Below are 25,808 nucleotides of genomic sequence, written 5' to 3' on the forward strand. Positions count from 1 at the left end.
CGCCGGACCCACCCGCGTCCCACCCGCCGGGGCCCAGGACAACCGAGCACGATCGAGTGAATTTGGCCAGAAAGTGTACGGAAACACCGTTACCGTACCTCGGTTGAAAACCAGCGGACCCGCCGAAACCACCCCACTCCGCCCACCACCCGCCACCCGTCACTCCCGAACCCGATCCGCCTCAGCCCTGGGTCCGCCGATCCCAAACGCAGCGGACCCGGCAGCACGGACCCGGCGGCACAACGGACTCCGACAGACCCCGGCGCACCACGGACCGCCACCACGGCTTCGGCAGCAGGACGGACCCAGCGCACGACGAGCGCGAGCGACCTGCCGACCAGGCAGCAGCGCGGCGGACCGGCAGCACGTGGGACCCGACAGCACCACGAGCCCGACGGCATGGCGGCACTGCGCTTGGCCCGCCGCGAAATGGCGCGGCCACGACGCTCAGCCGGGCGCGAACCCCGGTGGACTGCGAGGGCTTGATGGGCCACGGAGCCGGTGTGCGGCGCGTGGTCGGCGGCGAGGCCGTTTGGTCGGGCCGCGAACCCGGTGCGCGGCGAGGCCGGTGCGCGGCGAGGCCGGTGCGCGGCGAGGCCGGTCGGCTGCGAAACCCGGCCGCGGCCCTCTGGTCGCCGCCGAAATCCACGAAGCGGACCCCGGCGGGAGTGAGATCCGAGGCGCGGAACCTCCGGCTGCCGAAACCCTGCGTGCGATCGCCGGCAGTGGGCGGATCTGAGCCGCGAAACCCTGGGCGCGAAAGCCCTCGACACGTGGAATCGGGCTGGGAAAGCCAGGGTGCGAAGGCGCCGGCAGGCCGAGCCGGGCCGCGAAAATTCGGCGGTCGGTGGGGATGGCACGCGGAAGGTCGGTGGCGGGTGGGGTTTGTCAGCCCGAACCCCGGCTCGCCTGGGGCGGCCGGGGTCGGGTGATTGGCGGTTCCGCGTTCGTGCCTGGCAGGCGCGGCGGGCGGGTCAGCAGGTGGAGCAACACCCGCAGCCGGGGCCCGTGCAACCGGTGCAGCAGCCGCAGCTGCCGCCGAGTTGGGCCTGCTCAGCCGTCGTGATCTCAACAACCATCTTGTGCCTCCGCGGCGTCGAGGGACTTCGTGGGACCGAAGGTATTTCGACCCCACGGTCCGCCCCTACCGCCGGCCAGGGGAAGTACCCTCACCCGATCGCGGAACGCCAATCATCAATACGTTGCAATACGTGTTCTCGCCCGGTCAGCACCCCGTTCCCACCCGGCCGGCACCCGTTCCCGCACCGGTCAGCCCGTCAGCTCGTCCAACGCCCGCTGGGCCGCCTCCAGCTCCGCCCGCAACTGCTCGACCCGCGCGAGGTGGCGGTCGCGGGCGGCGGTGAGGACGCTCTCGACGGCCTCGTCGACCTCCGGCGGCAGCAGCTTCGACGCCTGCGACACCGCCGACGCGGCCACCGGAGCGGCCTTCAACGTCCGCTTCGAACCCCACTGCACGTCGACCGTCCACTCACCGTCCGCGGTCGACGTGAGCGTCACCGTCACCTCCGCCGGCTTCACCTGCTTGCGCGCGGCCGGTCGGCGTTCCACAGGGGCCGGCGGCGCCGGAGCGGGCTTCGGCTTCGGAGGCGCAGGCGCGGGACCCGGCGTGTAGATGTGCTCCACCGGCGTCACCGGCGCCGGGGTCTCGACGGCGGCCGGAGCCGGGGTCCGCTTGCGCGGAGCCGGCTTCTCCACGGTCAGCTCGGCAGGCGAGAACGACAGCTCGTCCTTCTCCCCCGTCGGCCGCACCTGGATGAAATCACCCTCGGCGGGGTCGGTGAACGCCACCACCTTCGCCGACCGCCCGGCCTCCACCCCGACCGCGGCGGAGGTGAACCAGACCGCGGGCGGTCGGCCCGCGGCCAACTCCGCACGCAGGTGGTCGATGTCCTGCGGGGACAACGAGCTCTGCTTCGCCTTCGCCATCGCCTACCTCCACGACTTGCACAAGATCTGTCGGGTGCAGCTTGCCCTACGCCACCGACAATCCCGAGAACTGCCGGTCGTGCGCACGTCCCAGCGCCCACTGCGCGACCACCGATCCCACCAGCGCGAGGAGCATGTCCCAGTGGGTGTCCCACACATCCCCTTGCGTGCCAAGGAAGTCCGTCGCCGACTCACCGCCGATCAGCGCACCGGCCCACTCCACGAACTCGTAACCCGCGCTGATCGCCAGGCACGTGGCCGACACGAGGAAGAACGTCCACCGCCCCGGCCGCAGCGGCGTCCGGCGCAACAAGATCTCCCGCACCAGCACCGCGGGCACGAAACCCTGCACGAAGTGCGCGAACCGGTCGTAGTGGTTGCGGTCGGTCCACAGGTCGCCGAACGGCACCTCGGCGTAGGTGTAGTGGCCGCCGAGCGCGAGCACCAGCGCGTGCCCGAAGATCAGCCAGTACGCGAGCGCCGTCAGCGGGAACCTGCGGCGCGTCCACGCCAGCAGGGGCAGCGCGATGAGGATCGGCGCGACCTCCAGCAGCCAGGTGACGTAGCTCTTGGGCCGGATGGCCGACACCGCGACCGCCACCACGACGAGGACCGCGAGGGTGACCGGCAGGCGGTCGCGGGGTTCCATCCCCCGGATCCTACCGGTCACCCGCGCGGGGCAGTCCACAAAGGACTGTAGACGACCGCGACAGCCCTAGATCGGGTTGCCGTTCGTGCCGCAGATGCGACCCGCGTTCACGCAGTCGCGCACCCGTCGTTCCAGTTCCGGCTGGTCCCACGCGTTGATGAAGTCACCGTGGAAGGTGTACCCCGGCGCGTTGGTCACGTTCACCCCGTTCACCGTCCCGCCCAGCGACAGCCCGCCGCCGTTGACCGGGTAGGTGATCAGGAACTCCAGCCTCGGCAGGACCACGTTGTGCGTGGACGGGCACGACCCGTTCCAGAACACGATGTGGTCCTTGTGGTTGGCGCTGTCGAGGTCCCGACCGTTCCAGCAGGTCGGGAAGTCGAGGTACGTCTCCAGCTTGGTGCCGGCCGGGCAGTTCATGAAGTCCCGGCTCGACGGTGACTGCGTGGTGCACGACCACCGCGCGGACGGGTTCTGGTCGGGGCTGGCCGCCCGGGCGTTGCCGACGACGTACCTCATGTTCGGCGGGTACGCGACGGCGCGTTGCATGTCGTGGATGCCCTGGTAGTACACGGTGACGCTCTCCGGCGCGACCGGCTGCCCGTTCTTGTACAGCGTGGGCACCCAGTAGGCGGACAGGTCGACCACCGGGTCGCACGTGGTGCCCGCCGCCTTGAGCGACGTGTACGTGGAGGACGCGTTGGTCGACCGGTTGCCGAAGAACTCGTGCACGTGCGACACGCCGGTCTGGTTGGGGTAGATGATCGGGTCGTTGCCGGACCGGTGGCTCGCGCGGCAGTTGGCGCGGAACTCCGACGCGGCCTGGATCCCGGCTTGCTGCTCGATGGCCGCGGCCTGGTGCGCGTCCGGTGCGGCCGGGTGGTTGTCGTGGTTCACCAGGGGCCCCGCGCCCGCCGGCTGGTAGGCGACCACCGACCCGATCAGGGCCAGTGCCAGCGCGACGGACGCGGCGCCGATGACACCTCTCAATCTCGCGTTCATCCGATCTCCTCAAGGTGGAGCGGGATGCGGCGGCAGGTCTAGGAGCCGAACGTGATCCAGTTGACGTTGACGAAGTCGGCGGGCTGACCGCTGGTGAAGGTGAGGTAGACGTCGTGCTTGCCGGTCAGGCCGGTGATGTTGGCGGGCACGGTGCGCCAGCTCTGCCAGCCGCCGGTGTTGGCGACGGCGAAGCTGCCGAGCGGTGCGGCCGTGGGGCTGCCGACGCGGACCTCGACCAGGCCGCTCACGCCGCCCGCCGCGCCGCTGGCGACCCGGGCGATGAACTGCCGGCCGGTGCGGGAGCCGAAGTCGACGCCGCGGAACAGCGCCCACTCACCGTTGGCGATGCCGGCGATGTTCTGGCCGCCGCCGCTGTCGGTGGTCGTCTCCTTGAACACGCCCTTGTGCTCGTCGTAGGACTCGGCCTGGATCGTGGCGAAGGCGTCCCGGCTGACGGGCGGAGCGGTCGTGGTGGTGGTCGTCGTCGTAGTAGTGGTCGTGGTGGTGGTCGTCGGGTTCACGCCACCGGAGCCGGAGTCGACGCCGCTGCCGGCCGGCCCGCGCCACGCGGTGGACGACGCCGGCACGGACAGGCTCTGCCCGTCGGAGAACGTCACGGTGGCCGTCGTCGTGCCCGGGTTGTAGGCCACGTACGTGCGGGCGCCGTTCTTGCTCAGCACGGCGTGCGTCGGCACGTTCGCGGTGACGGACGTGTCGGGCGTGCCGTAGGTGTTGAGCGACGTGATCCAGTGGTAGGCGTGCGCCCGCGAGTCGCCGTCCTCCGGCGGCAGGCCCGAGCCGTAGTTCGCCAGCGCCTGCGCCGGGTCGGCGAGCGCGAGGAACTGGGTGATGACGTCCTTCCACTCGACCTCGGTGCCGCCGTTGTTGGCGCGCAGCTCGGTGATGTTCTGGAGGATGTCGGCCTTGTAGTCCGCGTGGTACAGCGAGCCGCCGGTGATCGGCAGCATGTTGATGCCGTGGATCTCCTCCGGGTTCGCCGTCCACCACGTGCTGTAGCTGGCGCCCGCGCCCCACACCATGCCGACCGTGCCGTGCTGGAAGGCCGACGGGAACACCGTGTCGTCCTTGTCGAACCAGTACTGGGCGATCGTGCTCTCCTGCGTGGTGTGCAGGTAGATGCCCGCGTCGCGCAGCGCGGTGTCACCGGTCGCCTGGCCGAACAGCACCGCAGCGGTGGCGAACATCATGCCCTCGGACGAGGACTCCTCGTTGTTGCCGTGCGCGAAGCCGGCGTGGCCGGACGCCCAGCCGTGGCCCGCGTAGGCGTCGAAGTTGCGCAGGAACGGGAAGCGCGACTCGCCGCGGTCGTAGTTGTTGGCGTCCTTGACCAGCAGCTTGACCATGCCGCCGTACCGGGAGTCGGACGCCCAGCCCGGGTCGTGCTGCGCCAGGACGGCCGCGGCCAGCACGTAGTAGCCGGCGTGGAAGTGGTGGTCGTTCAGCTCGGCGTCGGTGCCGTAGGAGGCCTTGTACCCGGTCAGCGCGCCCCACGTGGCGTCGTAGACGAAGTGGTTGCCCGCCTCGCCGGACGTCGCGGTGAGCCAGTCGGAGAGCCGGTCGCGGACCATGCCGAGCAGCCGGTCGCGGCCCGCGGTGTAGCCGATCTGGTTGGCCACCCGGGCCAGCGCCGCCAGGCGCCACAACGCCTTGCCGGTCCAGTAGGTGTCGCCCGCGCCCTTCCACGGGTCGGCGGCGTTGAGCTCCTGGTCGATCTCGGCGCGCAGGCGGTTCTGGTCGGCTGCCGAGGACAGGGGTAGCGCCGGCAGGACGCCGTTGAACGTGCTGCGGGTCGTGAACGACGAGCCCTCGCGCAGCCGCATCTCACCGCGCGGCGAGGTGTAGCGGTAGGCCGTCATGGCGTCGGTGGAGTTGAGCCACTGGTGCCGGTACAGGGCCTGCAGGGTGCCGGTCTGGGTGCCCTGGCGGGCCGTCGTCGTGGCCGTGTAGGTGGCCGTGAGCTGGGCGTTCGCCGAGTTGTACGTCCAGTTGACCTTCGTGTCCGTGACGAACGAGAACGCGTAGCGCTGGAACAGCGACAGCGCGTCGCGGCTCGGCAGCACGGCCACCGAGAAGAACGCGGCCGACGAGGTGGCCTCGGCGGTGCCGACGACGTTCCAGGTGCTCGGCGAGAACAACGCGTAGTCGCGGCCGTTGATCGTGACGCCGAGGGTGGTGCCGGTGTTGCTCCAGATCGTGGTGGCGCCGTTGAACCCGACCCTGGCCGCGCCGCCGGTGGCTTCGGCGTACACGTACGGCGAGCCGTGGCCGATGGTCGTGCGCAGGGTGCGCGTCCCATCGGTCCACAGTGGACTGACCGTCCAGTCGGACCAGCCGTCGACCTGGGTGCGCGGGGCGCTGAGCCCGCTGACGCCGACGAACAGGTCGTCGGTGTGCATGAACTCGTAGAACCGGCCGTCGGGGGTGATGTTCGGACTGGTCGGGTAGCCGACGCCGAGGCCCTGCGCCGCCGCGTGGAACGTCAGCGGGTGGGCGTACATGTTCTCGGAGTACGGGTTGCCGGGATAGCGCTGGAAGGCCAGCGACGACCACCAGTCGTTGGTCGGGACCGGGCGGCCGGCCATCCGGGCGGTGACCTTCGGCGTCACGGGGGCGCCGTTGGAGTCGGACGGGCCGACCGCGCCCGCCGGGCGGGTGGTGGCGTAGCTGCCCGCGCCCACCGTGACGGCGCCGGCCGTTCCGGGTAGGGCGAGGGGGATCGCGGCAGCCGCGGCCACGGCGACCGCGAGGGCCGCCAGGTGGGGGCGGATTGAACGCACAGGGACCTCCAGCAGGGACTCACAGCTCTGTGAGAGCGCTCTCACGCAAGCCAAACGGTAAACCGCAGGTGAGGCGCGTGTCTACGGTTGGCCGCTACTGACTCTGTTAAGAGCCGGGCTGGTCCTCGACGCGGAGGCGGTACTCGCAGCCGTACTCGACGGCGTACTGGAGGTCGTAGTGGTGCACGATCTTCGGGCCGCCGTGCAGGTGGACGTGGGTGACGGTCGGCTTCGGGGACTCGGGCGGCTTCGCGTGCGAGTCGACCCGGCCGTCGAGGGGACCACCGACGAACCGCACCACGTACGCCTGCGTCATCGGCCTGCCTCCCTCTTCGGCGTTGCCCCCCATGGTACGAGAGGACCAGTCGGATCGCGGCTGAACCGCTGCCGGAAACAGCCGGTTGGCGGAAGGTCAGGCGCCGAACCAGTGGTCGGCCAGGCCGTCCAGGGCGGTGGCCTCGGTCGGCACCTCGCGCAGGTACCAGGCGACGTTCGAGTAGACGTGCAGCAGCGTGTAGGCGAGCACCTTGCGCGGGTCGACCGCACGGCCGTAGCCGTCGTGCAGCGCCAGGTTGGCCTCGCGCTCGCCGCGGGTGAGGAAGACGCCGGTGGCGACGAACTCGTACTCGCGGGCGGCGCGCATGGCGGGTTCGAAGTCGAACAGGCCGGTGAGGCGGCCATCCTCCACCAGCAGGTGGGCGCTCATCACCTCGGTGTGCGCCAGCACCAGTTCCGGGTGCTCGAGGTCGACGGAGTCGAGGAAGTCCGGGATCTGCTCCAGCCACGCGGGCGCGAGGCCGCGGGCGCGCTGCCGTTCGACGCAGCCGGCGCTCTGCGTGCGGACGAACTCCGCCCAGTCCGACGGCTCCAGCGGCGGCGGGGTGAGCGCGTGGAGGGCGGCCAACGCCTCGCCGACCTGCCGTGAGACGTCCTGCCGTGCGGCGGCGTCGAGGCCGGGCCACGCGTCCTTCAGGCTCGTGCCGCGCAGCCGTTCCATGAGGACGTAGCCCCAGCCGCCGAACTCCCCCGCCGCGTGCAGACCGGGCGTGGGCACCGGCAACCGCCCCTGCACGGCCGCCAGCACGTCCCGCTCGGTCGCGACCTCGTCCAGGTGGACGGCGGGGAACAGCTTGAGCACGTGCCGGTCGCCCACCGCGTAGACCGGCAACGACCCGTCGGCGAACCGCTCCACGTCACCGGACACCCCGAGGTGCCCGCACAACGCCTCCACCCCGGGCCGCAAGGCGTCGTCGTCAAGCGCCTCGAACTGCTCTTCGGTCACCGCGGGCGGGAAGCTCACGGTGGGCAGGCTAGATCGTGCCGAGCGGTGCGGGCGACCCGATTACCGGCTGTCTTCGATTTCCCGTCGCCTTCTTGGTCTTCTTCGTCTTCTTCGACCCGGAGCACTCCATCCGCACCCAACCCGGCCTCGTCCAGCACCGCCCAGATGGCGTGGGCGACGGCCGCGCAATCGCGAGCGGGGACGTCGGGCGGCAGGAGCACTTCAAGGCGTCGTGTGTTCACGCGGCCACCATGCTCCAGTGCCGGCCGACCACGCGATCCCCCGTCCGTGCCGGGTGGACCGCGAGTCCTCGACGGTCGTGGTCGTGCCGCAGCCTGACGTGCGGACACCCGATCCGTCTCACGCCCCTCTGGCCGGCCACGCACCGCCCGGTCGGGTGACCCGTACCCCGGAGCCGCTCTAGTTCCGCTTGCGCGACGGCTGCACGCGCGGCGGCTCGCCGGGCATCTTCGGGTAGTCCGGCGGGTAGGGCATCTCGCCCCGGTCGTCGGCCTCGTACCACTCCAGCAGGCGCTCGATGCCGAACGCCTCGTCGTCCAGGGACGCGTGCGGATCGCCGTGGTCCGCCAAGTACTGCGGCACGGTGAGGACGTCGAAGTCGTCCGGGTCCACAGTGGACAGCCGGTCCCACGTCACGGGGGTCGACACGGTGGCGCGAGGCGTGCCGCGGACCGACCAGGCGGACGCGATGGTGCGGTCGCGGGCGGCTTGGTTGAAGTCGAGGAAGACCCGTTCGCCGCGTTCTTCCTTCCACCACGACGTGGTCGCCAGGTCGGGCACGCGCCGCTCCACCTCACGTGCCAGGGCGATCACGGCGTGCCGGACGTCCACGAAGTCCCACTCGGGCCGGATGCGCACGGCCACGTGGATGCCACGGCCGCCGGACGTCTTCGGGTACCCGGTGAACCCCAGCTCGTCCAGCACCTCCCGCAGGACCATCGCGACCGCGACCGCGTCCCGGAAGTCGGTGCCCGGTTGGGGGTCGAGGTCGACGCGCAGCTCGTCCGGCCGATCGGTGTCCGACCGCCGCACGGGCCACGGGTGGAAGTCGAACGTGCCCAGGTTCGCCGCCCACGCGAGCACCGCGGGCTCGGTCGGGCACACCTCGTCCGCGGGCCGCCCGGAGGGGAACTTGATCCGCGCCGTCTCCACCCACTCGGGCGCCCCCTTGGGCAACCGCTTCTGGTAGAACGCCTCCCCGGTCACCCCGTCGACGTACCGCTTCAACGTCGTCGGCCGGTCGCGCAGCACGCGCAGCAACGGCTCCGCGACGGCCAGGTAGTACTCGACCACCTGGATCTTGGTGATCCCACGCTCGGGGAAGTAGACCTTGCCCGGGTTGGACACCCGCACCACGCGTTCGCCTACGTTCAGTTCCACAGCCTGGGCCACGCGGGCGAGCCTAACAACGAACCAAGCGCCCAGCGCGATGATCGCCGAACACGGAGCGCGACCAGAGGGCTCGCGCCGCGACGGGGAGGTCAGCCGCGCGCTCGCGCCGCCAACCCGGTGACGAACGCCTCCAGCGCCAGCTCGAAGCTGTCGTGGTCCAGTTCGCGCGCCACGGCGGGCAGGAGGTGTGCCTTGTCCAGGTTCGGGTACCGGTCGCGGTAGAAGGTCTGGTCTTCCGAGAAGCCGCTGGAGAACGAGCTCAGCGCCGCGCCGAACACCAGGTACATCAACGACGCCGCGATCATCGTCGCCTCGCGCCGCGACCAGCCCGCCGAGACCAGCCCGCCGTGCACGACGTCCAGCCGCCGCAGCGACGCCTCGCGGTGCGCCGGCCCGTACGCCAGGAACGGCACGATGTTGGGGTGCGCGGCCAGCGCCGCCCGGTAGGAACGGGCGCAGCTGCGCAGCCCGTGCCGCCAATCGCCGCCTTCGAACCCGGACACGTCGACCTGCTCCAGGATGCCGGCGGCCACGTCGTGCAGCAGGTCGTCCTTCGTGCTCACGTGCCCGTACAGCGACGCAGCCTGAACGCCCAGCTCAGAGGCCAGTTTGCGCATCGACAGGCCGTCGAGCCCGTCCCGGTCGATGATGAGCAGCGCGGCGGTCCGGATGCGCGAGGCACTCAGGATCGGGCTCCTCGGCATGTCCGCTCCCCTTGCCTGTGGTCGATTCCGCGCCTAGGTTAGATAACCTAACACCGTTCGGTTAGGAGGTCACCCCGGTGGATCTGCGCATCTCCGACGAACACCGGCAGCTCAAGGAGCTGGCACACCGGTTCACCGAGGAGCGGATCGTCCCGCACGCCACGCGCTGGGACCGGGACGAGGCCATCGACCGCGACCTGGTGCCCGCCCTGGGCGACGTCGGATTCCTCGGTCTCGGCATCGACGAAGCGTACGGCGGCTCGGGCGGCGACCACCTGGCGTACTGCCTGGTGCTCGAGGAGGTCGCCCGCGGCGACTCGGCCGTGCGCGGCATCATCTCCGTCTCCCTGGGCCTCGTCGGCAAGACGATCGCCAAGCACGGCACCGAGGCGCAGAAGCAGCGGTGGCTGCCGGGCCTGTGCTCGGGCCGTGAGCTGGGCTGCTTCGGCCTGACCGAGCCGGGCACCGGCTCCGACGCCGCGTCGCTGGCCACCAAGGCCGTCCGCGACGGCGACGACTGGCTGATCACCGGCCGCAAGGTGTTCATCACCAACGGGACGTGGGCCGACGTGGCGCTCATCTTCGCTCGAACGGGTGGTCCCGGCCCCAAGGGCATCACCGCGTTCCTGGTGCCGACCGACTCGCCCGGCTTCACCGCCACCGAGATCCGCGGCAAGCTCGGCATGCGCGGCCAGGCGACCGCCGAGCTCACCCTCGACCAGGTCAGGGTGGGCGACGCCGACCGGCTCGGCGACGAGGGCACGGGCTTCAAGCTGGCCATGGCCGCCCTCGACCGGGGCCGGATGTCCGTGGCCGCCGGGTGCGTCGGCGCCGCCCGCGGCGCGCTGGAGGTCAGCGTCGAGTACGCCAAGCAGCGCGAGCAGTTCGGCAAGCCCATCGCCGGTTTCCAGCTCGTGCAGGAACTCCTGGCCGACATGGCGGTGGAGACCGACGCGGCACGCCTGCTCACGTGGCGGTGCGCGGACCTCGCCGACCGCGGCGAGCCGTTCGGCACGGAGGCGTCCATGGCGAAGCTCTACGCCAGCGAAGCCGCCGTGCGGGTGGCGAACAACGCCATCCAGGTCTTCGGCGGGTACGGCTACGTCGACGAGTACCCGGTCGGCAAGTACTTGCGGGACACCCGCGTGACGACCCTCTACGAGGGCACCAGCCAGATCCAGAAATTGCTCATCGGCCGGGCGCTGACCGGCGTCAACGCGTTCGCGTAGAGGGAGGACGGCATGGACTTCACGCTCGACGAGGAGCAGAAGGAGATCCGCGACTGGGTGCGGACCTTCGTGCGCAAGGAGGTGGCGCCGCTGGAGCCGGAGGTGCTGCGCCGCGAACGCCTCGGTCAGCCCGGTCTGACGCGTGACGAGCTCAAGGAGCTCCAGGACAAGGCCAAGGCGGCGGGGTTCTTCGGCGTGCTCACGCCCCAGGAGTACGGCGGCATGGGCCTCGGGGCGCTCATGACGGCGTTGCTGGAGGCCGAGCTGGGCCGCACGTTCGTGCCGTTCCGGTTCGGCGGGTACGCGGACAACATCCTGTTCCACGGCAACGAGGAGCAGAAGCAGCGCTACCTGCTGCCCACGATCTCCGGTGAGCGCGTGTCGTGCTTCGCGATCACCGAGCCGGGGGCGGGCTCCGACGCCAAGGCCATCCGCACGTCCGCCCGCAAGGAGGGCGGCGAGTGGGTGATCAACGGCGAGAAGACGTTCATCACGCAGGGCAACGAGGCCGACTTCGTGATGGTGTTCGCGGTGACGGACAAGGAGAAGGGCGCGGACGGCGGCGTCACGTGCTTCCTGGTCGACCGGGACATGGGCTGGAAGTCCGAGCCGATCCCGACCATGGGCCAGTGGGGCCCGGCCGCGCTCGTGTTCGACGACGTCCGCGTGCCCGAGGAGAACGTGCTCGGCGAGGTCGGTCGCGGGTTCAACCTGGCCATGCAGTGGATCGGCCAGGGTCGCTACCTGCTGCCGGCGCGGGCGCTCGGTTCGTGCGAGCGGCTGGTGGAGATGGCCATCGAGCAGGCCAAGACCCGGGTCACGTTCGGTCAGCCGATCGCCGAGTACCAGGCCATCCAGTGGATGATCGCGGACTCGGCGGTGGAGATCGAGGCGTTGCGGTGGCTCGTGCTGCACGCGGCGTGGCTGGTCGACCAGGGCGCGGATTCGCGGCAGGCGCAGTCGATGGCGAAGCTGTACGGCGGCATCAAGGCGAACGAGATCGTGGACCGGGTCCTGCAGATCCACGGCGGCATGGGTTACACGCGCGAGCTGCCGATCGAGCGCTGGTACCGGGAGCTGCGGCTGCTGCGCATCTACGAGGGCACGGACGAGATCCAGCGCCGCACCATCGCCCGCAACCTGCTCAAGGGCCACGCGAAGGTGACGGGGACGCTCGGCTGACCCGCTTCGACCGCCTCGGGGTCACCGGCTCTGAGGCGTTGGCTCGGAGTCACCGGCTCGGTGAACCGGTCGGCTCGGCGGTGTCGCCCCGCCGGCCGGTTCGCGCCAAGACCACCCGATCGTGATCTTGCCATCCTCGAACTCCAGTTCGCAGATGGACCCATGACCACCAGAGGTAGGGCTGGCCCCACCGGGGCTCGGGGAGCGCGCACCAGGGACTGAGCGCGATCACCCGACCACGATGAGTGCATGCGATCACGACCGGCGCCCTTCGAATCCGACCTGACGCGTCAGCGCATCACCACGCCTGCGGGCACCTTCGACGCCATCGCGACCGGCCCCACCACCGGCCGCAAGGTGTTGCTCCTGCACGGTGCGATGGAGTGCGGGATCGAGTGGCGGCACCAGCTGCGGGCGTTGGCGGCTCACGGGTACCGGGCGGTCGCGCCGGACCTGCGCGGCTACTCACCGGGCGTCCGGCCGCGCCGGGCGAGCGCCTACGGGCTGGACCACGTCGTGCGGGACGTGGTCGAGGTGGCGGACGCGCTGGAGTGGACGAGGTTCGACCTGGTCGGGCACGGCTGGGGCGGGATCGCGGCGTGGGTCGCGACGGCGAGGTTCCCGTTGCGGGTGCGGACGGTGACGGCGGTGTCCGCGCCGCACCCGGGCGCTCTCGCCGAGGCGGTGCGCACGGACCCGGACCAGCGTCGTCGGTGGACCCGCCTCGCCCATCTGCGGGAGCCCGGCGTCGCGGAACGTGCCCTGCTGGCGGACGACGGCGCTCGGCTGCGTGCCGGCTGGCCGTCGGCGATCCCGCCGGAGCGGGCGGCGCAGTACGTGCGGAAGCTGTCCGAGCCGGGCGCGCTGACCGCGGCGCTGAACTGGTACCGGGCCAACGACTTCGCCGAGGAGCCTGCCGCAAACCTCACCGACCTCCACCGCCCGGTGTCGGTGCCGACCAGGTACCTGTGGGGCGAGGACGACGAGGTGATCTCGCCCGACACGGCGCAGGCCACGGGGCGCTGGACCACCGGGCCGTACTGGTTCGAGGTGCTGCCAGGCGTGGGCCACTACGTGCCGGAAGAGGCCCCGGAGGCGACAACCCTGCACCTTCTCGACCACTTGGCCACCTACTAACCCACCACCAGCCAAACCCCACCGCCGACCCGACCTGGCACCGACCAAGACCCCGAGCGAACCCACTACCAGCCCGACCCGTCACCGTCCGACCTGCCACGGGCCGGACCGCCGCGACCGGCCCGCTCGCCGAACCACCACCCCACCCACTGCGCCACCCACTGCGCGGGCTCCGGTGCACGCGGGCTCCGGTTTCCGAGCTCCGGCATCCGGGCTCCCGCGTCCGGCGCGTGCCGGAGCCTTGTCACCCGTAGTCGGCGAAGATCCGGCGTTCGATGCCGTCGACCGTGACAGCCCCACCGTGCGGGAGGATCCATTGCGGCCTGGTGTGGCCGAACGGGACGCCGACGCAGACGACCGCCTCGGGCTGGTAGCGGCTCACCACCTCGACGACCGCGTCACGTTGTTCGGCGCGCAGTCTCGACCGCTCCCCGGCGGGTGGCCGGTGGGTGAGATCGGAGACCGGCGGCCGGGCGACCAGGACCGCGTCCACCGCGCCGAGGATCCCGCGTTCGCCGAGCGAGCGGACGATCCAGCCGACGTTGCGCGCCGGGAGGAGTTCCTCGGAGGTCTCGATGATGAGCACGCCGCCCCCGAGAACCTCCGGCGGGAACGGGAATCGGCCCGCGGTCAGGATCCACTCGATCACCTCCAGGCAGCCGCCCCAGGCGCGGCCGGTCACGGATCGCGCCGGGCCGTGCCAGCTCCAGGGCTCCGTCGCCTCCCGCTCACCGAACGCCTCCAACGCGCGCGGGTCGGCCCAGTCGATGCCCACGTCCTCGGACTCACCCGGATCGGTGATCTCCAGCCGCTCACCGGTCAGCAGGGCCGCCCGCAGGGACCGGGCGTGGATGTCGTCCACGGCGGGTCCGGGGCCGAGGTGGACCTGGGAGGAACCGCCGTAGAAGCTCGCGATGCCGTTCGCCCACAGCCAGTGGTGCAGGTTGGTGTTGTCGCTGGTGCCCAGGAACGGCTTGGGATCCGTCCGGGCGAGATCGGCGTCCAGGTGCGGGATCACGGTGATCTGGTCCTCACCGCCCACGACGGCGAGGATCCCGCGGATCTCCGGGTCCGCGAACGCGGCGTTGACGTCCGCCGCACGCGCCGCGGGGGTCGCCCCGACCTCCCGCGTCGTCGGGTACTCGACGGGGACCAGCCCGGTCACCTGGGTGAGGCGGCGCATCGCCTGCTCGTGCACCTCGGGAAAGGCGCCGGCGGCGGCGAACGACGGCGACAGGACCGCGATGCGATCACCCGGTCGGGCCTTCGGGGGGTGGACGAGGTCGAGCGCCATGTCGAAGATCCAAACACGACGCCGGCGGGTGCGCGTTCCACGACACGGCCCAGCGCGCACCGGCCACGGCCGGCCCGACCCTCAGCCCAGGCTGGTGAGCATCTGGGCGCAGACGCGGGCCAGGTGCTTGCGCATCACGTCGGACGCGCGGGACGGGTCGGTGGCGGCGATGGCGGCCACCAGGGCGTCGTGGTCGTCCAGCGACGCGTGCTGGTGCGGCGGGTCGTCGCGCAGGCCGCTGCGCAGCAGCACCACCCGCTGCTGCGCCAGCCGCACCTGCTCGGCGATCCGAGGGCTGCGCGCCGCGTCCAGCAACGCCTGGTGGAACGCCAGGTCCAACCGGTACGGGAAGCGCTCACCGGCCGAGTACGCCCGACGCGACTCCTCGCACACCGCGCGCAGCCGCACGACGTCCGCCTCGGTCCGCCGTGACGCCGCCAGCTCGACCGCCGCGCACTCCAGCGCGGTCCGCAGCTCGAACAGCGCCCGCACGTCGGCCTCGTCCGCGATCGGCACGGAAGCACCCCGGTGGGGCGCCAGCACCAGCAGCCCCTCGGACGCCAGATGCCGGATCGCCTCCCGCAACGGTCCCCGCGAGATCCCCAGCCGCTGGGCCAGCTCGACCTCGTTCACCCGCGCCCCGGGCGGTATGTCACCGGTCAGCACCAGCTCGCGGAGCACGTCCACGGCCTGACCGGCCAGGCTCAGGTGCATGGGCGGTTTGACCTGCTCCCCGGGGACCCCCTCGTGGCTAGGCCGCGTTCGGGGAGCTTCCTGCTTCATCACCGACCGCCTTCCCGGGAGAAGGTCTCACATCGGCTCCAGCCGGTAGCGACACGTGACCAGCACAGTGATCAATATAGCGAACCGGCCCACGACGGGAGCGCGGCTCACCGGCGACCCGGAACATCCCACGTGTCACGAACGTCTCCTAGCGCACCCTGTTGCGGGCGATGTTAACTGTCGACAGTTGGCAGCGCAGAGAGCGCACAGGGTGGAGGTACCGCATGGCACACGAACTGGTCGCCGAGGTCTGGCGTGGCGACTTCCTCGAGTCCGTGCACCACGGCTCCGTCATCGCCCTCGACCGCACGGGCCGCGAAGCGCTGTCCGTCGGCCGCCCGCACGACACCACCTACCCGCGCTCGTCCAACAAGCCGATCCAGGCGCTGGCCATGCTCCGCCACGGCCTCGACCTGAAGGACGAACTGCTCGCCCTGGCCTGCGCCAGCCACTCCGGCGAGGACTTCCACGTCGACGGCGTCCAGCGCGTCCTCCACGCGCACGGCCTGACCGAGACCGCCCTCCAGTGCACCCCCGACCTGCCGATCGGCGAGGCCGCCCTCAGGTCCCACCTGACCGCGGGCCGGACCAAGGCGCCGAAGTACATGAACTGCTCGGGCAAGCACGCCGCCATGCTGGCGACCTGCGTCGTCAACGGCTGGTCGACCCACGACTACCTCGACCCCGCCCACCCCCTCCAGCGAGCCATCCGCGACACCCTCGAGGACCTGGCCGGCGAGCGCGTCGGCGCCGAGGGGGTCGACGGCTGCGGCGCGCCGTTGCTCGGCATCAGCCTCAGCGGCCTCGCCAGGGCGTTCCGCGAGCTGGCCCGCGCGCAGGACGGCCCGGAGCAGCGGATCGCGCAGGCGATGAACGCCCACCCGGAGTGGGTCGGCGGCACGGACCGCGACGTGACGAAGCTGATGCGGGCGATCCCGGGCGCGGTGGCCAAGGACGGCGCGGAGGGCGTCTACGCGATCGGCCTGCCGACCGGCGAAGCCGTGGCGTGCAAGATCGCGGACGGCTCCAGCCGCGCCAGGGCGGTGGTCCTGGTCGCCGCGTTGCGCAAGCTGGGAGTGGACGCGCCGGACGAGTTGGCCACCTTCCCCGTGCTCGGCCACGGCCGGCCGGTCGGTGCGGTCCGGCCGTCACCCGTCCTGGCGAACTGAGCCGCCCGGCGGCTTGAAACGCCGGCTACGCTGGGTCCCATGGCCAGCGCCAGAGCCGCCGACGCACCCGACGATCGCCCACGGGGCAGCATCGAGGACGAGCTGATCGGTCTCGACCCCGACGACCCCGAGACGAGGGCGTTCGCCGAGCACCTCGGCCGGATGCAGCAGCAGCCGCCCAGCTTCACCATCGAGGGCACGGTCGCGGGCGTCGGGCACTTCGCGGACTCGGCGAACCGGGCGGGGGGCCTGCGCAGGCTCACCGCGGTCGTCGTGGTCGGCCTCATCCTCCTGGGTGTGCTGATCAGCGTCTGGTACTACCTGGGCACACTCGTCTGGGTGTTCTTCTACTGACTCCCGCCGACGTCTCGGCCGCCGCGGTTTCGACTAACGTGGAGGTATGGAACCTGTCGTCGGCGCCACCCCGAAGGTGGTCCACTCGGAGCTGGAGTGGCGGGAGATCCTGACCCCCAAGGAGTACGCGGTGCTGCGCGACGCGGGCACCGAGCCTGCCTGGGTCGGCGAGTACACGGACACCAAGACCGAGGGCGTCTACGAGTGCCGGGCGTGCGGCGCGGAGCTCTTCCGCAGCGACACGAAGTTCGACTCGCACTGCGGCTGGCCGTCGTTCTTCTCGCCGCTGGCCGGTGACGCGGTGATCCTGCGTGAGGACCGCGCGCACGGCATGGTCCGAACGGAGGTGTTGTGCGCCGCGTGCCACAGCCACCTCGGGCACGTTTTCGAGGGTGAGGGCTACGACACGCCAACGGATCAGCGCTACTGCATCAACTCGGTGAGTTTGCGTCTGGTCGAAACCACCGGTGATCGAGCAGACTGAAGGCGCTACTCCGAATGATGACTGATCCACTCCAGGAGGAATCATGCGCATCTTCAAGGGCACTGACGGCGAAGGCTCCGGCGGCGTGGACGGCGCGTCGTCCTCCTGACGGACCAACCGTCGAACGTCCAACCCTAAGGCTTGCTAAAGCCCTCTTGCTGGAGTGTGGCCTGGCGCACACGATTGCCTCCTAGCTGGTGGACCTGGTTCCACCGAGGCCCACAGGGGGTGGACCGTGGAGCGACCGTGGGGGCTTTCAGGCCCGGAATTCCTTGAGCTGTACTGGATCGCGCTGGCCGTGTCAGTGGTCTTCGCGGTCTTCGTCCGAGTGCGCCTGCGGGGGACGCGGGGAGACGCCCCCGCGGGTGCGCTCGGGTTGCTGGACATCGCCTACCTGACCGGCGGGCCACGTCGAGTGGTCGAGACGTCGGTCGCGTCGCTCATCGACTCGGGAGCCCTGGTGCCCGCGCGCAACGGGGCCGTGCGCCTCGTCGGCTCGCCCGTCGCCGACCACCCGGTCGACCAGGCCGTGATCGCCGACGCGAAGCGCTACCGCTACCGGACGTTGTCGCTGCTCATCACGTCGGTGTCGGAGAAGGACGCGCCGCGCGAGGTGGGCCGCCGGCTGTCCGAACAGGACTACCTGGTCGCGCCGGACGTGGCGAAGAGGCGGTTGCGGACGGGTGTCGTGCCGATGGCGCTGGTGTTCGTCGTCGGCGCCGCGCGCTGGATCACCGAGCAGGTGGTCGGCGGGCCCGTGTGGATCCTGACGTTGCAGCTCGTGCTGACGGGCTTGCTGATCTGGGGGCTGCTGCAGGCGGCCCCGCGAACGCGCACCGCGAAGGGTCGTGACGCGGTGGCGAAGGCTCGCGCAGGCGAGATCACCGGGGGGTGGGGAGGGACCAGCTCGGCGAACGCCGCCGAGCTGGTCGCTCTCAACGGTTTCAGCAGCCACCCGAGCATCACGGTGCGCGCTGCCGCACGTCCGCGCGCTCGGACGACCACGGGCCGCGCGAGGGGCAGGTACAGCGCGACGAGCGGCGTCAGCACGTGCAGCGGTGGCGGTGGGGGTTGCTCCGCCGGCAGCGGCAGCAGCTGTGGTGGCGGCGGGGGCGGCTGCGGTGGTGGCGGCGGCGGGGGCTGACCGGGTTCTTACGCTTCCGTGACCACGGCCGGGTTCGGCCCGACGGCTCCTAGGGTGGCGGCCATGACGTTCCTGTGGTGGTACGGCCCGGCGCTCGTCGCCGCGGTGGTGGTGGGCCTGCGGTGGAAGCGGGTGGCCGGCGCCGTGCCCGATCGGCCGCTGACGTTCGAGGAGATCGGTTACCTCGGTGGCGGCCCGGTGCGGGCGGTCGAGGTGGCGTTGGCGGGGTTGGTGGCCGAGAACCGGGCGCGGGTGTCCGGTTCGGTGGCCGCGGCGGTGCCCGGCGAGGAGCAGCCGGCCACCGCGTTGCAGGCGGTCGTGCTCGCCCGGCTCGCGCAGCCGCGTGACCTGGACGAGCTCGTGGTCGGCGCGGCCACCAGCGGTCCCGCCCGGCAGATCGGGCAGCGCCTGGTCGCGGGCGGCCTGCTGGTGTCGCCGCGGCGGCGGTTGACCCGGGCGGTGCTGGCGGTCGTGCCGGTGGCGGCGCTCGTGGTGGTGGCCGCGTTCGCAGGTCCGGGTGGGTGGGTGACGGTCACCGCGCTGTCGGTCGCGGGCCTGCTCGGAGTCCTGTTGCTGTTGGGTCCGCCGCCCGTCCTGACCAGGAGGGGCGCGCGGGCGTACGAGGAGGCCACGGCGGGCCTCGCCCCGGTCGACCCGGCCGAGGTGACCGCCCGTTACGGCCTGGTCCGCACGACGTCGCGCACCGCCGGACCGCCCGTGCCGCGCAAGGGGTCGGCACGGGCGGAAACGGCGGTGTTCGACGGCGAACGGGCGGAACCGATCGCACCCGCCGAGACGTCACAGGCACCACTCCCGCGGCGCAGGCGTGCCGTGGTGGTCGAACCGCGACGCTGGCAGCGGCGCAACGGGTGGCTGGTGGCAGGCGGGTGGTTCGCCGGTGGGTGGTTGGCCGCGCAGTGGTTGGAGGGCGATGACGGTGGTGACTCGGTGGACGCCGACTTCGGCGGGTACGGCGGGTTCGACGCCTGAGCCGGGGCCGGAGGAGCAGGGCTTCCTGGTCGGCGGACCGGGCCGGGCGGCCGAGGTCGCGGTGGTGTCGCTGGTCGAGGCGGGCGCCGTGCGGATCTCGCGCGAGGGCCTGGTCTCGGCGGTCGGACGGCCCGGTCACGGCTGGAGCCCGTTGCAGGCGCACGTGCTGCGCTCGTTGCCGCGCTCGCTCGGTGACGTGATCACCGCGACGGCCAAGAGCGCCGAAGCGCAGTCGCTGCGGTCGCACCTGGTCGACCGGGGCCTGGTCACGCCACCGGGGCGGCGACAGGTGGCGCGTCGGACGCGTCAGCTGCTGATCGCCGCGGCGGTGGGCGCGATCGTCGCGACGATCGCGCTGGAGCTGCCGTTCGAGGTGGCGCTGGCCGCGGTGTTCGGCGGGGTGCTGCCGGCGGCCGTGCTCGGGCGGGTGGGACGTCCGCTGACCGCCGACGGGCGGCACGTGGTGCAGCGGCTGAAGGCGGTCGCCGTGTCGCCGAACCGGATCGCGCTGGTCGCGTACTACGGGCTCTTGGGGAAGGTCGAGCGCCACCACGTGTGGGAGGTGCTGGGCATCGCACCGGCCGCGGCGGCGACGCTTCGACGGCGGTCACGCGGGAGCGGCTCCGACGGCGGTGGCGGCGCGTCGTGCAGCGGCGGGTGCGGTAGTTGCGCCAGCAGCAGTTGCGGCAGCGGCAGCAGCGGTTCCGACAGCGGTGGCTCCTCGTGCGGGGGTGGCGGCGGCTGCGGTGGCGGCGGTGGCGGCGACTGATCGGGTCGAAGGCGACGAAAGGCGGTGGCTCGTGGAGAAGCTGGGTGTCGGGATCGGATGGCGGCCGGAGATCGACCTCACCGTCGAACGCCTGCCCGGCGTGGACTTCGTGGAGGTCGTCGCGGAGAACCTGCACGTCGGGCACCTGCCGGAGTCCGTCCTCCTGCTGCGGGAACGAGGCGTTCCCGTGCTGCCGCACGCGGTCTCGCTCTCGCTCGGCGGCGCGGAACCCGTTGACGCGCAACGGGTCGCGCACCTCGGCGCGCTGGCCGAGGCACTGGACGCCCCGCTGGTCAGCGACCACGTCTGCTTCGTGCGCGCGGGCGGCCTCGACTCCGGCCACCTCATGCCGCTCCCCCGCACCCGCGACGCGCTCGACGTGCTCGTGGCCAACGTCAAGGCCGCGCAGCAGGACCTGCCGGTGCCGCTGGCCCTGGAGAACGTCGCCGCGCTCCTCGACTGGCCGGACGGCGAGCTGACCGAGGGCCAGTTCCTCGCCGAACTGGTCGACCGCACCGACTGCCACCTCCTGGTCGACGTCGCCAACCTCTACGCCAACGCCCGCAACCTCGGCACGGACGTCGCCCGCTTCCTCGACGAGATCCCGCTGGAACGCCTCGCCTACGTGCACGTCGCGGGCGGTGAGGAGCACCAAGGCGTCTACCACGACACGCACGCCCACGCCGTGCTGCCCGAGGTGCTGGACGTCCTCGCCCAGCTGCGCGCCCGCGTCGACCCGCCCGGCGTCCTGCTCGAACGCGACGACGACTACCCGGCCGACGCCGAGCTGGCCGACGAACTGGCCGCGATCCGGGCGGTGCTGGGGTGACCGGACCCCAACGGGACCGGTTGGCCGCGGCGCAGGCCGAGCTGCTGCGGGCGCTCCTGGCCGACGGCGACGTGCCCGCGGGGTTCGACGCGGAGCGGGTGCGCATCGAGAAGCGGGCGCTGCTCACCAAGCGACGCGGGATCGTGGAGATGCTCCGGCCCGAGGTCGCCGTCGAGCTGGGCGACCGGTTCCGGCCCTTGTTCGACGCCTACGCCAAGGAGCACCCCAAAGAGGTCGGCACGCGCTTCCGCGAGGACGCCGCCCGCTTCGCCGAGTGGGCGACCGCCCGGGGCGAGCTCCAGCCACCGAGGAGAAGACGGTGGTGGCGGCGCGCAACCTGATCACCGCCCCGTTCCGTCCCACCGGCATGTGGAGACGGACCTGGCCGCTGGGCGTGCTGCTGCTGGCCACCGCGTGCGGCCCGATCGAGGGCGTGGCCTGCACGGCGATCGGCACGCTCACCGGCGTGACCGTGGACATCGCGGACCCGAGGGTGGCTGCCGCGAAGATCGAGGTTTGCTGGGACGGCTCCTGTGCAACCCCCTCGCTGGAGCTGTACCCGTCGAGCCGGGTCGCCGAGACGACCTGCACCGGCACGTCCCCGGACGACTCGTGCAGCGCGCGCTCCGAGCCGACGGGAGGGAAGCACGGGTTCGCCGACCTCCCTGGGCTGCCCGCGAAACCGGTCACGGTGACCTTGACGCTGCTGGACCAATCCGGTTCTTCCCTCGTGGACCGGAATATCGTGCTGACCCCCGAAATGGTCTACCCCAACGGTCCGGACTGCCCAGCGGGTGGTCCGCAGGCAGGTATCTCAGTTGGTGCCGACGGCTCTATTACTGAACGGTAGGTAACCGTTTACTCGGCTGAATTGGTCAAGAACATGCCGACCAATCAGCGGCTGTCAGCCCTCCCCCGACCCTCTAGCGTCGGTGACGTCAAGGGCAACGTCGCTCTCGGTACATCCGCCGCCACCGCGGGTAGCCAGCCCTTCCGGCCGCGTACCCGCCATGCGCGGCAGTCACCGGGAGGTTCGAGACAGTTGAAGAGCAAACGCATCCGTGGCATGACCTGGGGGGCCGTGCTCGTCGCGGCCGGCCTCACGGCGAGCGGTCCGGGGGTGTCGGGCGCGGAGGACGCCCCGCCGGCGACCGGCGAGCACCGCGAAGTCACGCTGATCACGGGCGACCGGGTCGTGCTCCTCGACGACGAGGTCAGCGCCCTGGTCGCCGCGCCCGGACGAGAACGCACCGTGTTCCACAGCTACCGGCGTGACGGGCACCTGCACGTCGTGCCGCGCGACGCGGCGAAAGCCGTCTCGCAGGGCAGGCTGGACCCGAGGCTGTTCGACGTCACGGGGCTGATCGAGGCCGGCTACGACGACGGCAGCCGCGACACCCTGCCCCTGATCGTGACCGGTGAGCAGGAGCCGTCGACGGCCGGTCTGCGCGTCGGCCACCCGCTGCCCGCGGTCGGCTCGTACGCCGCGCAGGTGGTCAAGTCCGAGGCTGCGGACACCTGGCACACGCTCGTGTCGAGGGCGAGCGTGCGCAAGGTGTGGTTGGACGGGTTGCGCCAACCGAGCCTGGACCGCTCCACCGCGCAGATCGGCGCGCCGACCGCGTGGCAGGCCGGGCACACCGGCAAGGGCGTGAAGGTGGCCGTGCTGGACACCGGCGTCGACCAGGACCACCCGGACCTGGTCGGCCACGAGGTCGCGGAGCGCAACTTCACCGACGACCCGGACAACACCGACGGCGTCGGGCACGGCACGCACGTCGCCGCGACGATCGCGAGCTCGGGCGCGAAGTACAAGGGCGTCGCGCCGGACGCGGACCTGCTGGACGGCAAGGTGTGCGTGCTCGCGGGCTGCCAGGAGTCGGCGATCGTGGCGGGCATGCAGTGGGCGGCCGAGCAGGGCGCGGACGTCGTGAACCTCAGCCTCGGCGGCGGTGACACGAGCGAGGTGGACCCGCTGGAAGAAGCGGTGAACACGCTGTCCGCGCAGACCGGTGTGCTGTTCGTGGTCGCGGCGGGCAACAACTCCCGCCCCGAGACGATCAGCTCGCCCGGCAGCGCCGACGCCGCGCTCACGGTGGGCGCGGTGGACCGGCAGGACGGCATCGCGCCGTTCTCCAGCCGCGGCCCGCGCGTCGGCGACGGTGCGGTCAAGCCCGACATCACCGCTCCGGGCGTGGACATCGTCGCCGCGAAGTCGAGCAGCGGCACGGTCGGCACACCGGCGGGCGACGGGTACGTGTCCATGTCGGGCACGTCGATGGCGACGCCGCACGTGGCGGGCGCGGCGGCGGTCCTCGCGCAGCAGCACCCGGACTGGACGGGCGCGCAGCTCAAGGCGGCGCTGGTGGCGTCCGCGAAGAACAACCCGGCGCTCACGGCGTTCGACCAGGGCGCGGGCCGGGTCGACCTGGGCAAGGCCATCACGACCTCGGTCACCGCCGAGCCCGCGAGCCTGGCCATGGGCCTGCAGAAGTGGCCGCACAACGACGACACCCCGATCACCAAGGCCGTGACCTACCGCAACGACGGCACGGCGCCGATCACGTTGTCGCTGGCCACCGAGGTCAAGGGGCCCGACGGCGGTGGCGCGCCCGCGGGCCTGGTCGGTGTGTCGCCGGCGAAGGTGACCGTGCCGGCGGGCGGCGAGGCGACCGCCTCGGTCACCGCCGACACCCGGCTCGGCACGCAGGACGGCCTGTACGTGGGCTCGGTGGTGGCGACCGGCGGTCCGACGCCGCTGCGCACCGCGCTCAGCGTGAACCGCGAGGTGGAGAGCTACGACGTCCGGTTCGACTTCGTGGACGGCGCGGGCGCGCCCGCGGTCGACTACTACACGTCGATCATCGGGCTGAGCAACGGCACGTTCGCCTTCCCCTACGACGCGGACGGCTCGTTCACGCTGCGGCTGCCGAGGGGCGAGTACTTCACCAACTCCGACGTGCAGACCGACGACACGCGGCTGGCGCTGCTGCCCCGGCCCGGGCTGAGCGTCACCGCGAACACCACGGTGACGCTCGACGCGCGCACGGCCAAGCCGTTGAGGATCACCGCACCGGACGCGGGCGCGGCGGAGGCGTTGGGCGACGTGACGATGGTGCGCGAGCACGGCGCCCGGCAGGCCAGCGTGAGCACGGCGTTCCTCGGCGGTTTCGGCCCGAACGTGTCCATCGCGCACGTCGGACCGGAGCTGGCGGCGGGCGAGATGACCGCGTTGCTGGGCGCGCAGTTCCGCGGCACGCCGGTCGGCGACGAGCCGGTGACCTACCGGTTCGCCTGGACGCAGCAGGGGAAGATGCCGGTCGGGTTCGTGAAGGACGTGGCCGCGACCGAGCTGGCCGAGGTGCGGACGAAGTTCGGCCCCGGGCCCGCGGGCCGCAGGTTCGGGCACGGCGGCAACCCGATCACCGCGGGCGGTGTCGGCGGCTGGGCGTGGCTGCCGGACGTGGCCTCGCCCGGTGAGGCGATCAACCGGGTCACCACGGACCTGGCGTGGTCGTGGGGCTTCCTGCAGTTCGGCGCGGAGGGCGCGGTCGAGGCGACGTTGACCTCGCCGGAGCGCACCTACCAGCGCGGCCGCACGCACGACGAGCGGTTCAACGACCCGGTGTTCTCCCCCGCGCTGCCCGAGTCGCGCTCGCCGTACCTGGCGCGCAGCGGCAACGAGATCAGCTTCGCGGTGCCGCTGTTCACCGACCGTGCGGGCAACGGCGGCAACGCGGCGGTGTCGTCGGCCCGGACCACGTTGCTGCGCGACGGGACGAAGGTCGGCGAGACGCCGTACGCGGCGAACGGGCTGTTCGAGGTGCCCGCGGGCGCGGCGGCCTACCGGGTGGAGACCGACGCGGTGCGGGCGGGCGGCACGTCGGAGTTCGCCACCAAGGTGAGCGCCGCGTGGACGTTCCGCTCGGACACGGCGGCGACCGACCGGTACGTGCCGCTGCCGCTGTCGGTGGTGCGGTTCACGCCGGAGCTGGACGCCGGCGGCGCGACGCCGAAGGGGCAGGCCCTGCGCGTGCCGCTGACCGTGCAGCAGCAGGACGGGGCGGTCAACGGCACGATCGGCCGGATCGACGTCGAGGTGTCGTTCGACGACGGGGCGACGTGGACCGCGGCGCCGGTGTCGGCAGGCGTCGCCACCATCGCGAACCCGAACGCGGCCGGTTACGGCTCGGTGCGGGTGAAGGCGACCGACAGCGACGGCAACGCCCTGGAGCACACCGTGATCAGGGCTTACAAGATCGCCTGATCGAGCTCGGGAGGGGCGTCCGCGACCGGCGGGCGCCCCACCCGGCGAGCAACGCCCGTTGGGCTGCTCGGCCGCCCGCACGCACCACGTTGGGCCGCTGAATCCGCTCCCACGACTGGATAGCGTCGAAAACGTCGGGGGGCGACGTCCATTCGGTTCACCGCACGTTCCGCCTCCCGCAGGCGCGTTCCACAGCGCGCTCAACCAGATTCGGGAGGTATCTGCGTTGAATCCGAGATCACGAAGGCGCGGTGCGATTTGGGGAGCCGCGCTGCTGGCGGTCGGAGTGGCCGCGGGGGCCCCCCCCCGCCCCCCCGGGGCCCCCCCCCCCCCCCCCCCCCCCGGCCGCCGGGGGGCCCCCCCCCCCCCCGGCAACCCCCCC

The 25,808-nt window shown here is 71.9% G+C and carries 24 protein-coding genes; 13 read left to right on the forward strand and 11 right to left on the reverse strand.

Going from position 1 to position 25,808, the window contains the following annotated elements; genetic code table 11:
• Positions 1-1,269: 1,269 nt before the first annotated feature.
• The 9 genes from LNK82_RS35730 to LNK82_RS35770 form a co-directional block, all read right to left on the reverse strand.
• Positions 1,270-1,947, reverse strand: a complete 678-nt coding sequence (locus LNK82_RS35730) for a DUF6319 family protein (protein WP_230571349.1) — start codon at positions 1,945-1,947, stop codon at positions 1,270-1,272.
• A gap of 46 nt (positions 1,948-1,993) precedes the next feature.
• A complete protein-coding gene (locus LNK82_RS35735) occupies positions 1,994-2,596 on the reverse strand; it encodes a DUF2238 domain-containing protein (protein ID WP_230571350.1) in 603 nt (200 codons plus the stop codon).
• A gap of 66 nt (positions 2,597-2,662) precedes the next feature.
• Positions 2,663-3,598: a DUF1996 domain-containing protein gene (locus LNK82_RS35740; RefSeq protein ID WP_230571351.1), complete on the reverse strand. Its 936-nt coding sequence runs from the start codon at positions 3,596-3,598 to the stop codon at positions 2,663-2,665.
• 38 nt (positions 3,599-3,636) lie between these two features.
• Positions 3,637-6,396: a glycosyl hydrolase gene (locus tag LNK82_RS35745; RefSeq protein ID WP_230571352.1), complete on the reverse strand. Its 2,760-nt coding sequence runs from the start codon at positions 6,394-6,396 to the stop codon at positions 3,637-3,639.
• Positions 6,397-6,502: 106 nt separating this feature from the next.
• The gene (locus LNK82_RS35750; protein ID WP_230571353.1) at positions 6,503-6,712 is read right to left on the reverse strand and encodes a DUF8847 domain-containing protein; all 210 of its coding nucleotides are present in this window, start codon (positions 6,710-6,712) and stop codon (positions 6,503-6,505) included.
• Positions 6,713-6,808: 96 nt separating this feature from the next.
• Positions 6,809-7,696: a phosphotransferase family protein gene (locus LNK82_RS35755; RefSeq protein ID WP_230571354.1), complete on the reverse strand. Its 888-nt coding sequence runs from the start codon at positions 7,694-7,696 to the stop codon at positions 6,809-6,811.
• Positions 7,693-7,920: a hypothetical protein gene (locus tag LNK82_RS35760; protein WP_230571355.1), complete on the reverse strand. Its 228-nt coding sequence runs from the start codon at positions 7,918-7,920 to the stop codon at positions 7,693-7,695. The genes LNK82_RS35755 and LNK82_RS35760 overlap by 4 nt, the downstream gene beginning before the upstream one ends.
• A gap of 178 nt (positions 7,921-8,098) precedes the next feature.
• Positions 8,099-9,091 (reverse strand): non-homologous end-joining DNA ligase, encoded by a 993-nt coding sequence (gene ligD / locus LNK82_RS35765; protein ID WP_230571356.1) that lies wholly within the window; start codon positions 9,089-9,091, stop codon positions 8,099-8,101.
• A gap of 89 nt (positions 9,092-9,180) precedes the next feature.
• The gene (locus tag LNK82_RS35770; protein ID WP_230571357.1) at positions 9,181-9,795 is read right to left on the reverse strand and encodes a TetR/AcrR family transcriptional regulator C-terminal domain-containing protein; all 615 of its coding nucleotides are present in this window, start codon (positions 9,793-9,795) and stop codon (positions 9,181-9,183) included.
• Positions 9,796-9,872: 77 nt separating this feature from the next.
• On the opposite strand from LNK82_RS35770, the gene LNK82_RS35775 reads away from it, so the two are divergent.
• The 3 genes from LNK82_RS35775 to LNK82_RS35785 all read left to right on the forward strand — a co-directional run bounded on the left by LNK82_RS35775 (position 9,873) and on the right by LNK82_RS35785 (position 13,343).
• Positions 9,873-11,024 (forward strand): acyl-CoA dehydrogenase family protein, encoded by a 1,152-nt coding sequence (locus LNK82_RS35775; protein ID WP_230571358.1) that lies wholly within the window; start codon positions 9,873-9,875, stop codon positions 11,022-11,024.
• A 12-nt stretch (positions 11,025-11,036) separates the two neighbouring features.
• A complete protein-coding gene (locus LNK82_RS35780) occupies positions 11,037-12,206 on the forward strand; it encodes an acyl-CoA dehydrogenase family protein (RefSeq protein ID WP_230571359.1) in 1,170 nt (389 codons plus the stop codon).
• 249 nt (positions 12,207-12,455) lie between these two features.
• Positions 12,456-13,343, forward strand: coding sequence for an alpha/beta fold hydrolase (locus tag LNK82_RS35785; RefSeq protein ID WP_230571360.1), 888 nt, complete (start codon positions 12,456-12,458; stop codon positions 13,341-13,343).
• Positions 13,344-13,587: 244 nt separating this feature from the next.
• Here LNK82_RS35785 and LNK82_RS35790 read toward each other — a convergent pair whose 3' ends face one another.
• On the reverse strand, positions 13,588-14,637 hold the full coding sequence (locus LNK82_RS35790) for an LD-carboxypeptidase (RefSeq protein ID WP_230571361.1): 1,050 nt from the start codon (positions 14,635-14,637) through the stop codon (positions 13,588-13,590).
• Positions 14,638-14,718: 81 nt separating this feature from the next.
• Positions 14,719-15,351, reverse strand: a complete 633-nt coding sequence (locus LNK82_RS35795) for a GntR family transcriptional regulator (protein WP_230571362.1) — start codon at positions 15,349-15,351, stop codon at positions 14,719-14,721.
• Between the two features lie 293 nt (positions 15,352-15,644).
• Between LNK82_RS35795 and LNK82_RS35800 the strand changes: the two genes are divergently transcribed.
• The 10 genes from LNK82_RS35800 (at position 15,645) to LNK82_RS35845 (ending at position 25,426) form a co-directional block, all read left to right on the forward strand.
• On the forward strand, positions 15,645-16,589 hold the full coding sequence (locus LNK82_RS35800) for an asparaginase (protein WP_230571363.1): 945 nt from the start codon (positions 15,645-15,647) through the stop codon (positions 16,587-16,589).
• 39 nt (positions 16,590-16,628) lie between these two features.
• Positions 16,629-16,943 carry a hypothetical protein gene (locus tag LNK82_RS35805; RefSeq protein WP_230571364.1) on the forward strand — a complete coding sequence of 105 codons (315 nt, stop codon included), beginning with the start codon at positions 16,629-16,631 and terminating at the stop codon, positions 16,941-16,943.
• A 46-nt stretch (positions 16,944-16,989) separates the two neighbouring features.
• Positions 16,990-17,427, forward strand: a complete 438-nt coding sequence (gene msrB, locus LNK82_RS35810; protein ID WP_230571365.1) for a peptide-methionine (R)-S-oxide reductase MsrB — start codon at positions 16,990-16,992, stop codon at positions 17,425-17,427.
• 235 nt (positions 17,428-17,662) lie between these two features.
• Positions 17,663-18,571, forward strand: coding sequence for a TIGR04222 domain-containing membrane protein (locus LNK82_RS35815; protein WP_230571366.1), 909 nt, complete (start codon positions 17,663-17,665; stop codon positions 18,569-18,571).
• 63 nt (positions 18,572-18,634) lie between these two features.
• A complete protein-coding gene (locus tag LNK82_RS35820; protein ID WP_230571367.1) occupies positions 18,635-19,561 on the forward strand; it encodes a TIGR04222 domain-containing membrane protein in 927 nt (308 codons plus the stop codon).
• On the forward strand, positions 19,503-20,330 hold the full coding sequence (locus LNK82_RS35825; RefSeq protein ID WP_230571368.1) for a TIGR04222 domain-containing membrane protein: 828 nt from the start codon (positions 19,503-19,505) through the stop codon (positions 20,328-20,330). Before LNK82_RS35820 ends, LNK82_RS35825 begins: the two co-directional genes overlap by 59 nt.
• A 31-nt stretch (positions 20,331-20,361) precedes the next feature.
• Positions 20,362-21,159 carry an MbnB/TglH/ChrH family RiPP precursor modification enzyme gene (locus LNK82_RS35830; RefSeq protein WP_230571416.1) on the forward strand — a complete coding sequence of 266 codons (798 nt, stop codon included), beginning with the start codon at positions 20,362-20,364 and terminating at the stop codon, positions 21,157-21,159.
• The gene (locus LNK82_RS35835; RefSeq protein WP_230571369.1) at positions 21,156-21,500 is read left to right on the forward strand and encodes an SCO6045 C-terminal-like domain-containing protein; all 345 of its coding nucleotides are present in this window, start codon (positions 21,156-21,158) and stop codon (positions 21,498-21,500) included. The genes LNK82_RS35830 and LNK82_RS35835 overlap by 4 nt, the downstream gene beginning before the upstream one ends.
• A gap of 26 nt (positions 21,501-21,526) precedes the next feature.
• Positions 21,527-22,009 (forward strand): hypothetical protein, encoded by a 483-nt coding sequence (locus LNK82_RS35840; protein ID WP_230571370.1) that lies wholly within the window; start codon positions 21,527-21,529, stop codon positions 22,007-22,009.
• A gap of 216 nt (positions 22,010-22,225) precedes the next feature.
• Positions 22,226-25,426, forward strand: coding sequence for a S8 family serine peptidase (locus LNK82_RS35845; RefSeq protein ID WP_230571371.1), 3,201 nt, complete (start codon positions 22,226-22,228; stop codon positions 25,424-25,426).
• Positions 25,427-25,808: the final 382 nt, after the last annotated feature.

The organism is Saccharothrix luteola (genome assembly GCF_020859565.1).
GTDB lineage: Bacteria > Actinomycetota > Actinomycetes > Mycobacteriales > Pseudonocardiaceae > Actinosynnema > Actinosynnema luteola.

Excerpts from the sequence above, each read along its gene's own strand:
- LNK82_RS35840 (WP_230571370.1), top strand. The coding sequence starts at position 21,527 with ATGTGGAGACGGACCTGGCCGCTGGGCGTGCTGCTGCTGGCCACCGCG.
- msrB (WP_230571365.1), top strand. The coding sequence starts at position 16,990 with ATGGAACCTGTCGTCGGCGCCACCCCGAAGGTGGTCCACTCGGAGCTG.
- LNK82_RS35735 (WP_230571350.1), bottom strand. The coding sequence starts at position 2,596 with ATGGAACCCCGCGACCGCCTGCCGGTCACCCTCGCGGTCCTCGTCGTG.
- LNK82_RS35730 (WP_230571349.1), bottom strand. The coding sequence starts at position 1,947 with ATGGCGAAGGCGAAGCAGAGCTCGTTGTCCCCGCAGGACATCGACCAC.
- LNK82_RS35795 (WP_230571362.1), bottom strand. The coding sequence starts at position 15,351 with ATGCACCTGAGCCTGGCCGGTCAGGCCGTGGACGTGCTCCGCGAGCTG.
- LNK82_RS35785 (WP_230571360.1), top strand. The coding sequence starts at position 12,456 with ATGCGATCACGACCGGCGCCCTTCGAATCCGACCTGACGCGTCAGCGC.
- LNK82_RS35825 (WP_230571368.1), top strand. The coding sequence starts at position 19,503 with ATGACGGTGGTGACTCGGTGGACGCCGACTTCGGCGGGTACGGCGGGT.
- LNK82_RS35800 (WP_230571363.1), top strand. The coding sequence starts at position 15,645 with ATGGCACACGAACTGGTCGCCGAGGTCTGGCGTGGCGACTTCCTCGAG.
- LNK82_RS35770 (WP_230571357.1), bottom strand. The coding sequence starts at position 9,795 with ATGCCGAGGAGCCCGATCCTGAGTGCCTCGCGCATCCGGACCGCCGCG.
- LNK82_RS35820 (WP_230571367.1), top strand. The coding sequence starts at position 18,635 with ATGACGTTCCTGTGGTGGTACGGCCCGGCGCTCGTCGCCGCGGTGGTG.
- LNK82_RS35805 (WP_230571364.1), top strand. The coding sequence starts at position 16,629 with ATGGCCAGCGCCAGAGCCGCCGACGCACCCGACGATCGCCCACGGGGC.
- LNK82_RS35740 (WP_230571351.1), bottom strand. The coding sequence starts at position 3,598 with ATGAACGCGAGATTGAGAGGTGTCATCGGCGCCGCGTCCGTCGCGCTG.
- LNK82_RS35845 (WP_230571371.1), top strand. The coding sequence starts at position 22,226 with ATGACCTGGGGGGCCGTGCTCGTCGCGGCCGGCCTCACGGCGAGCGGT.
- LNK82_RS35790 (WP_230571361.1), bottom strand. The coding sequence starts at position 14,637 with ATGGCGCTCGACCTCGTCCACCCCCCGAAGGCCCGACCGGGTGATCGC.
- LNK82_RS35750 (WP_230571353.1), bottom strand. The coding sequence starts at position 6,712 with ATGACGCAGGCGTACGTGGTGCGGTTCGTCGGTGGTCCCCTCGACGGC.
- LNK82_RS35780 (WP_230571359.1), top strand. The coding sequence starts at position 11,037 with ATGGACTTCACGCTCGACGAGGAGCAGAAGGAGATCCGCGACTGGGTG.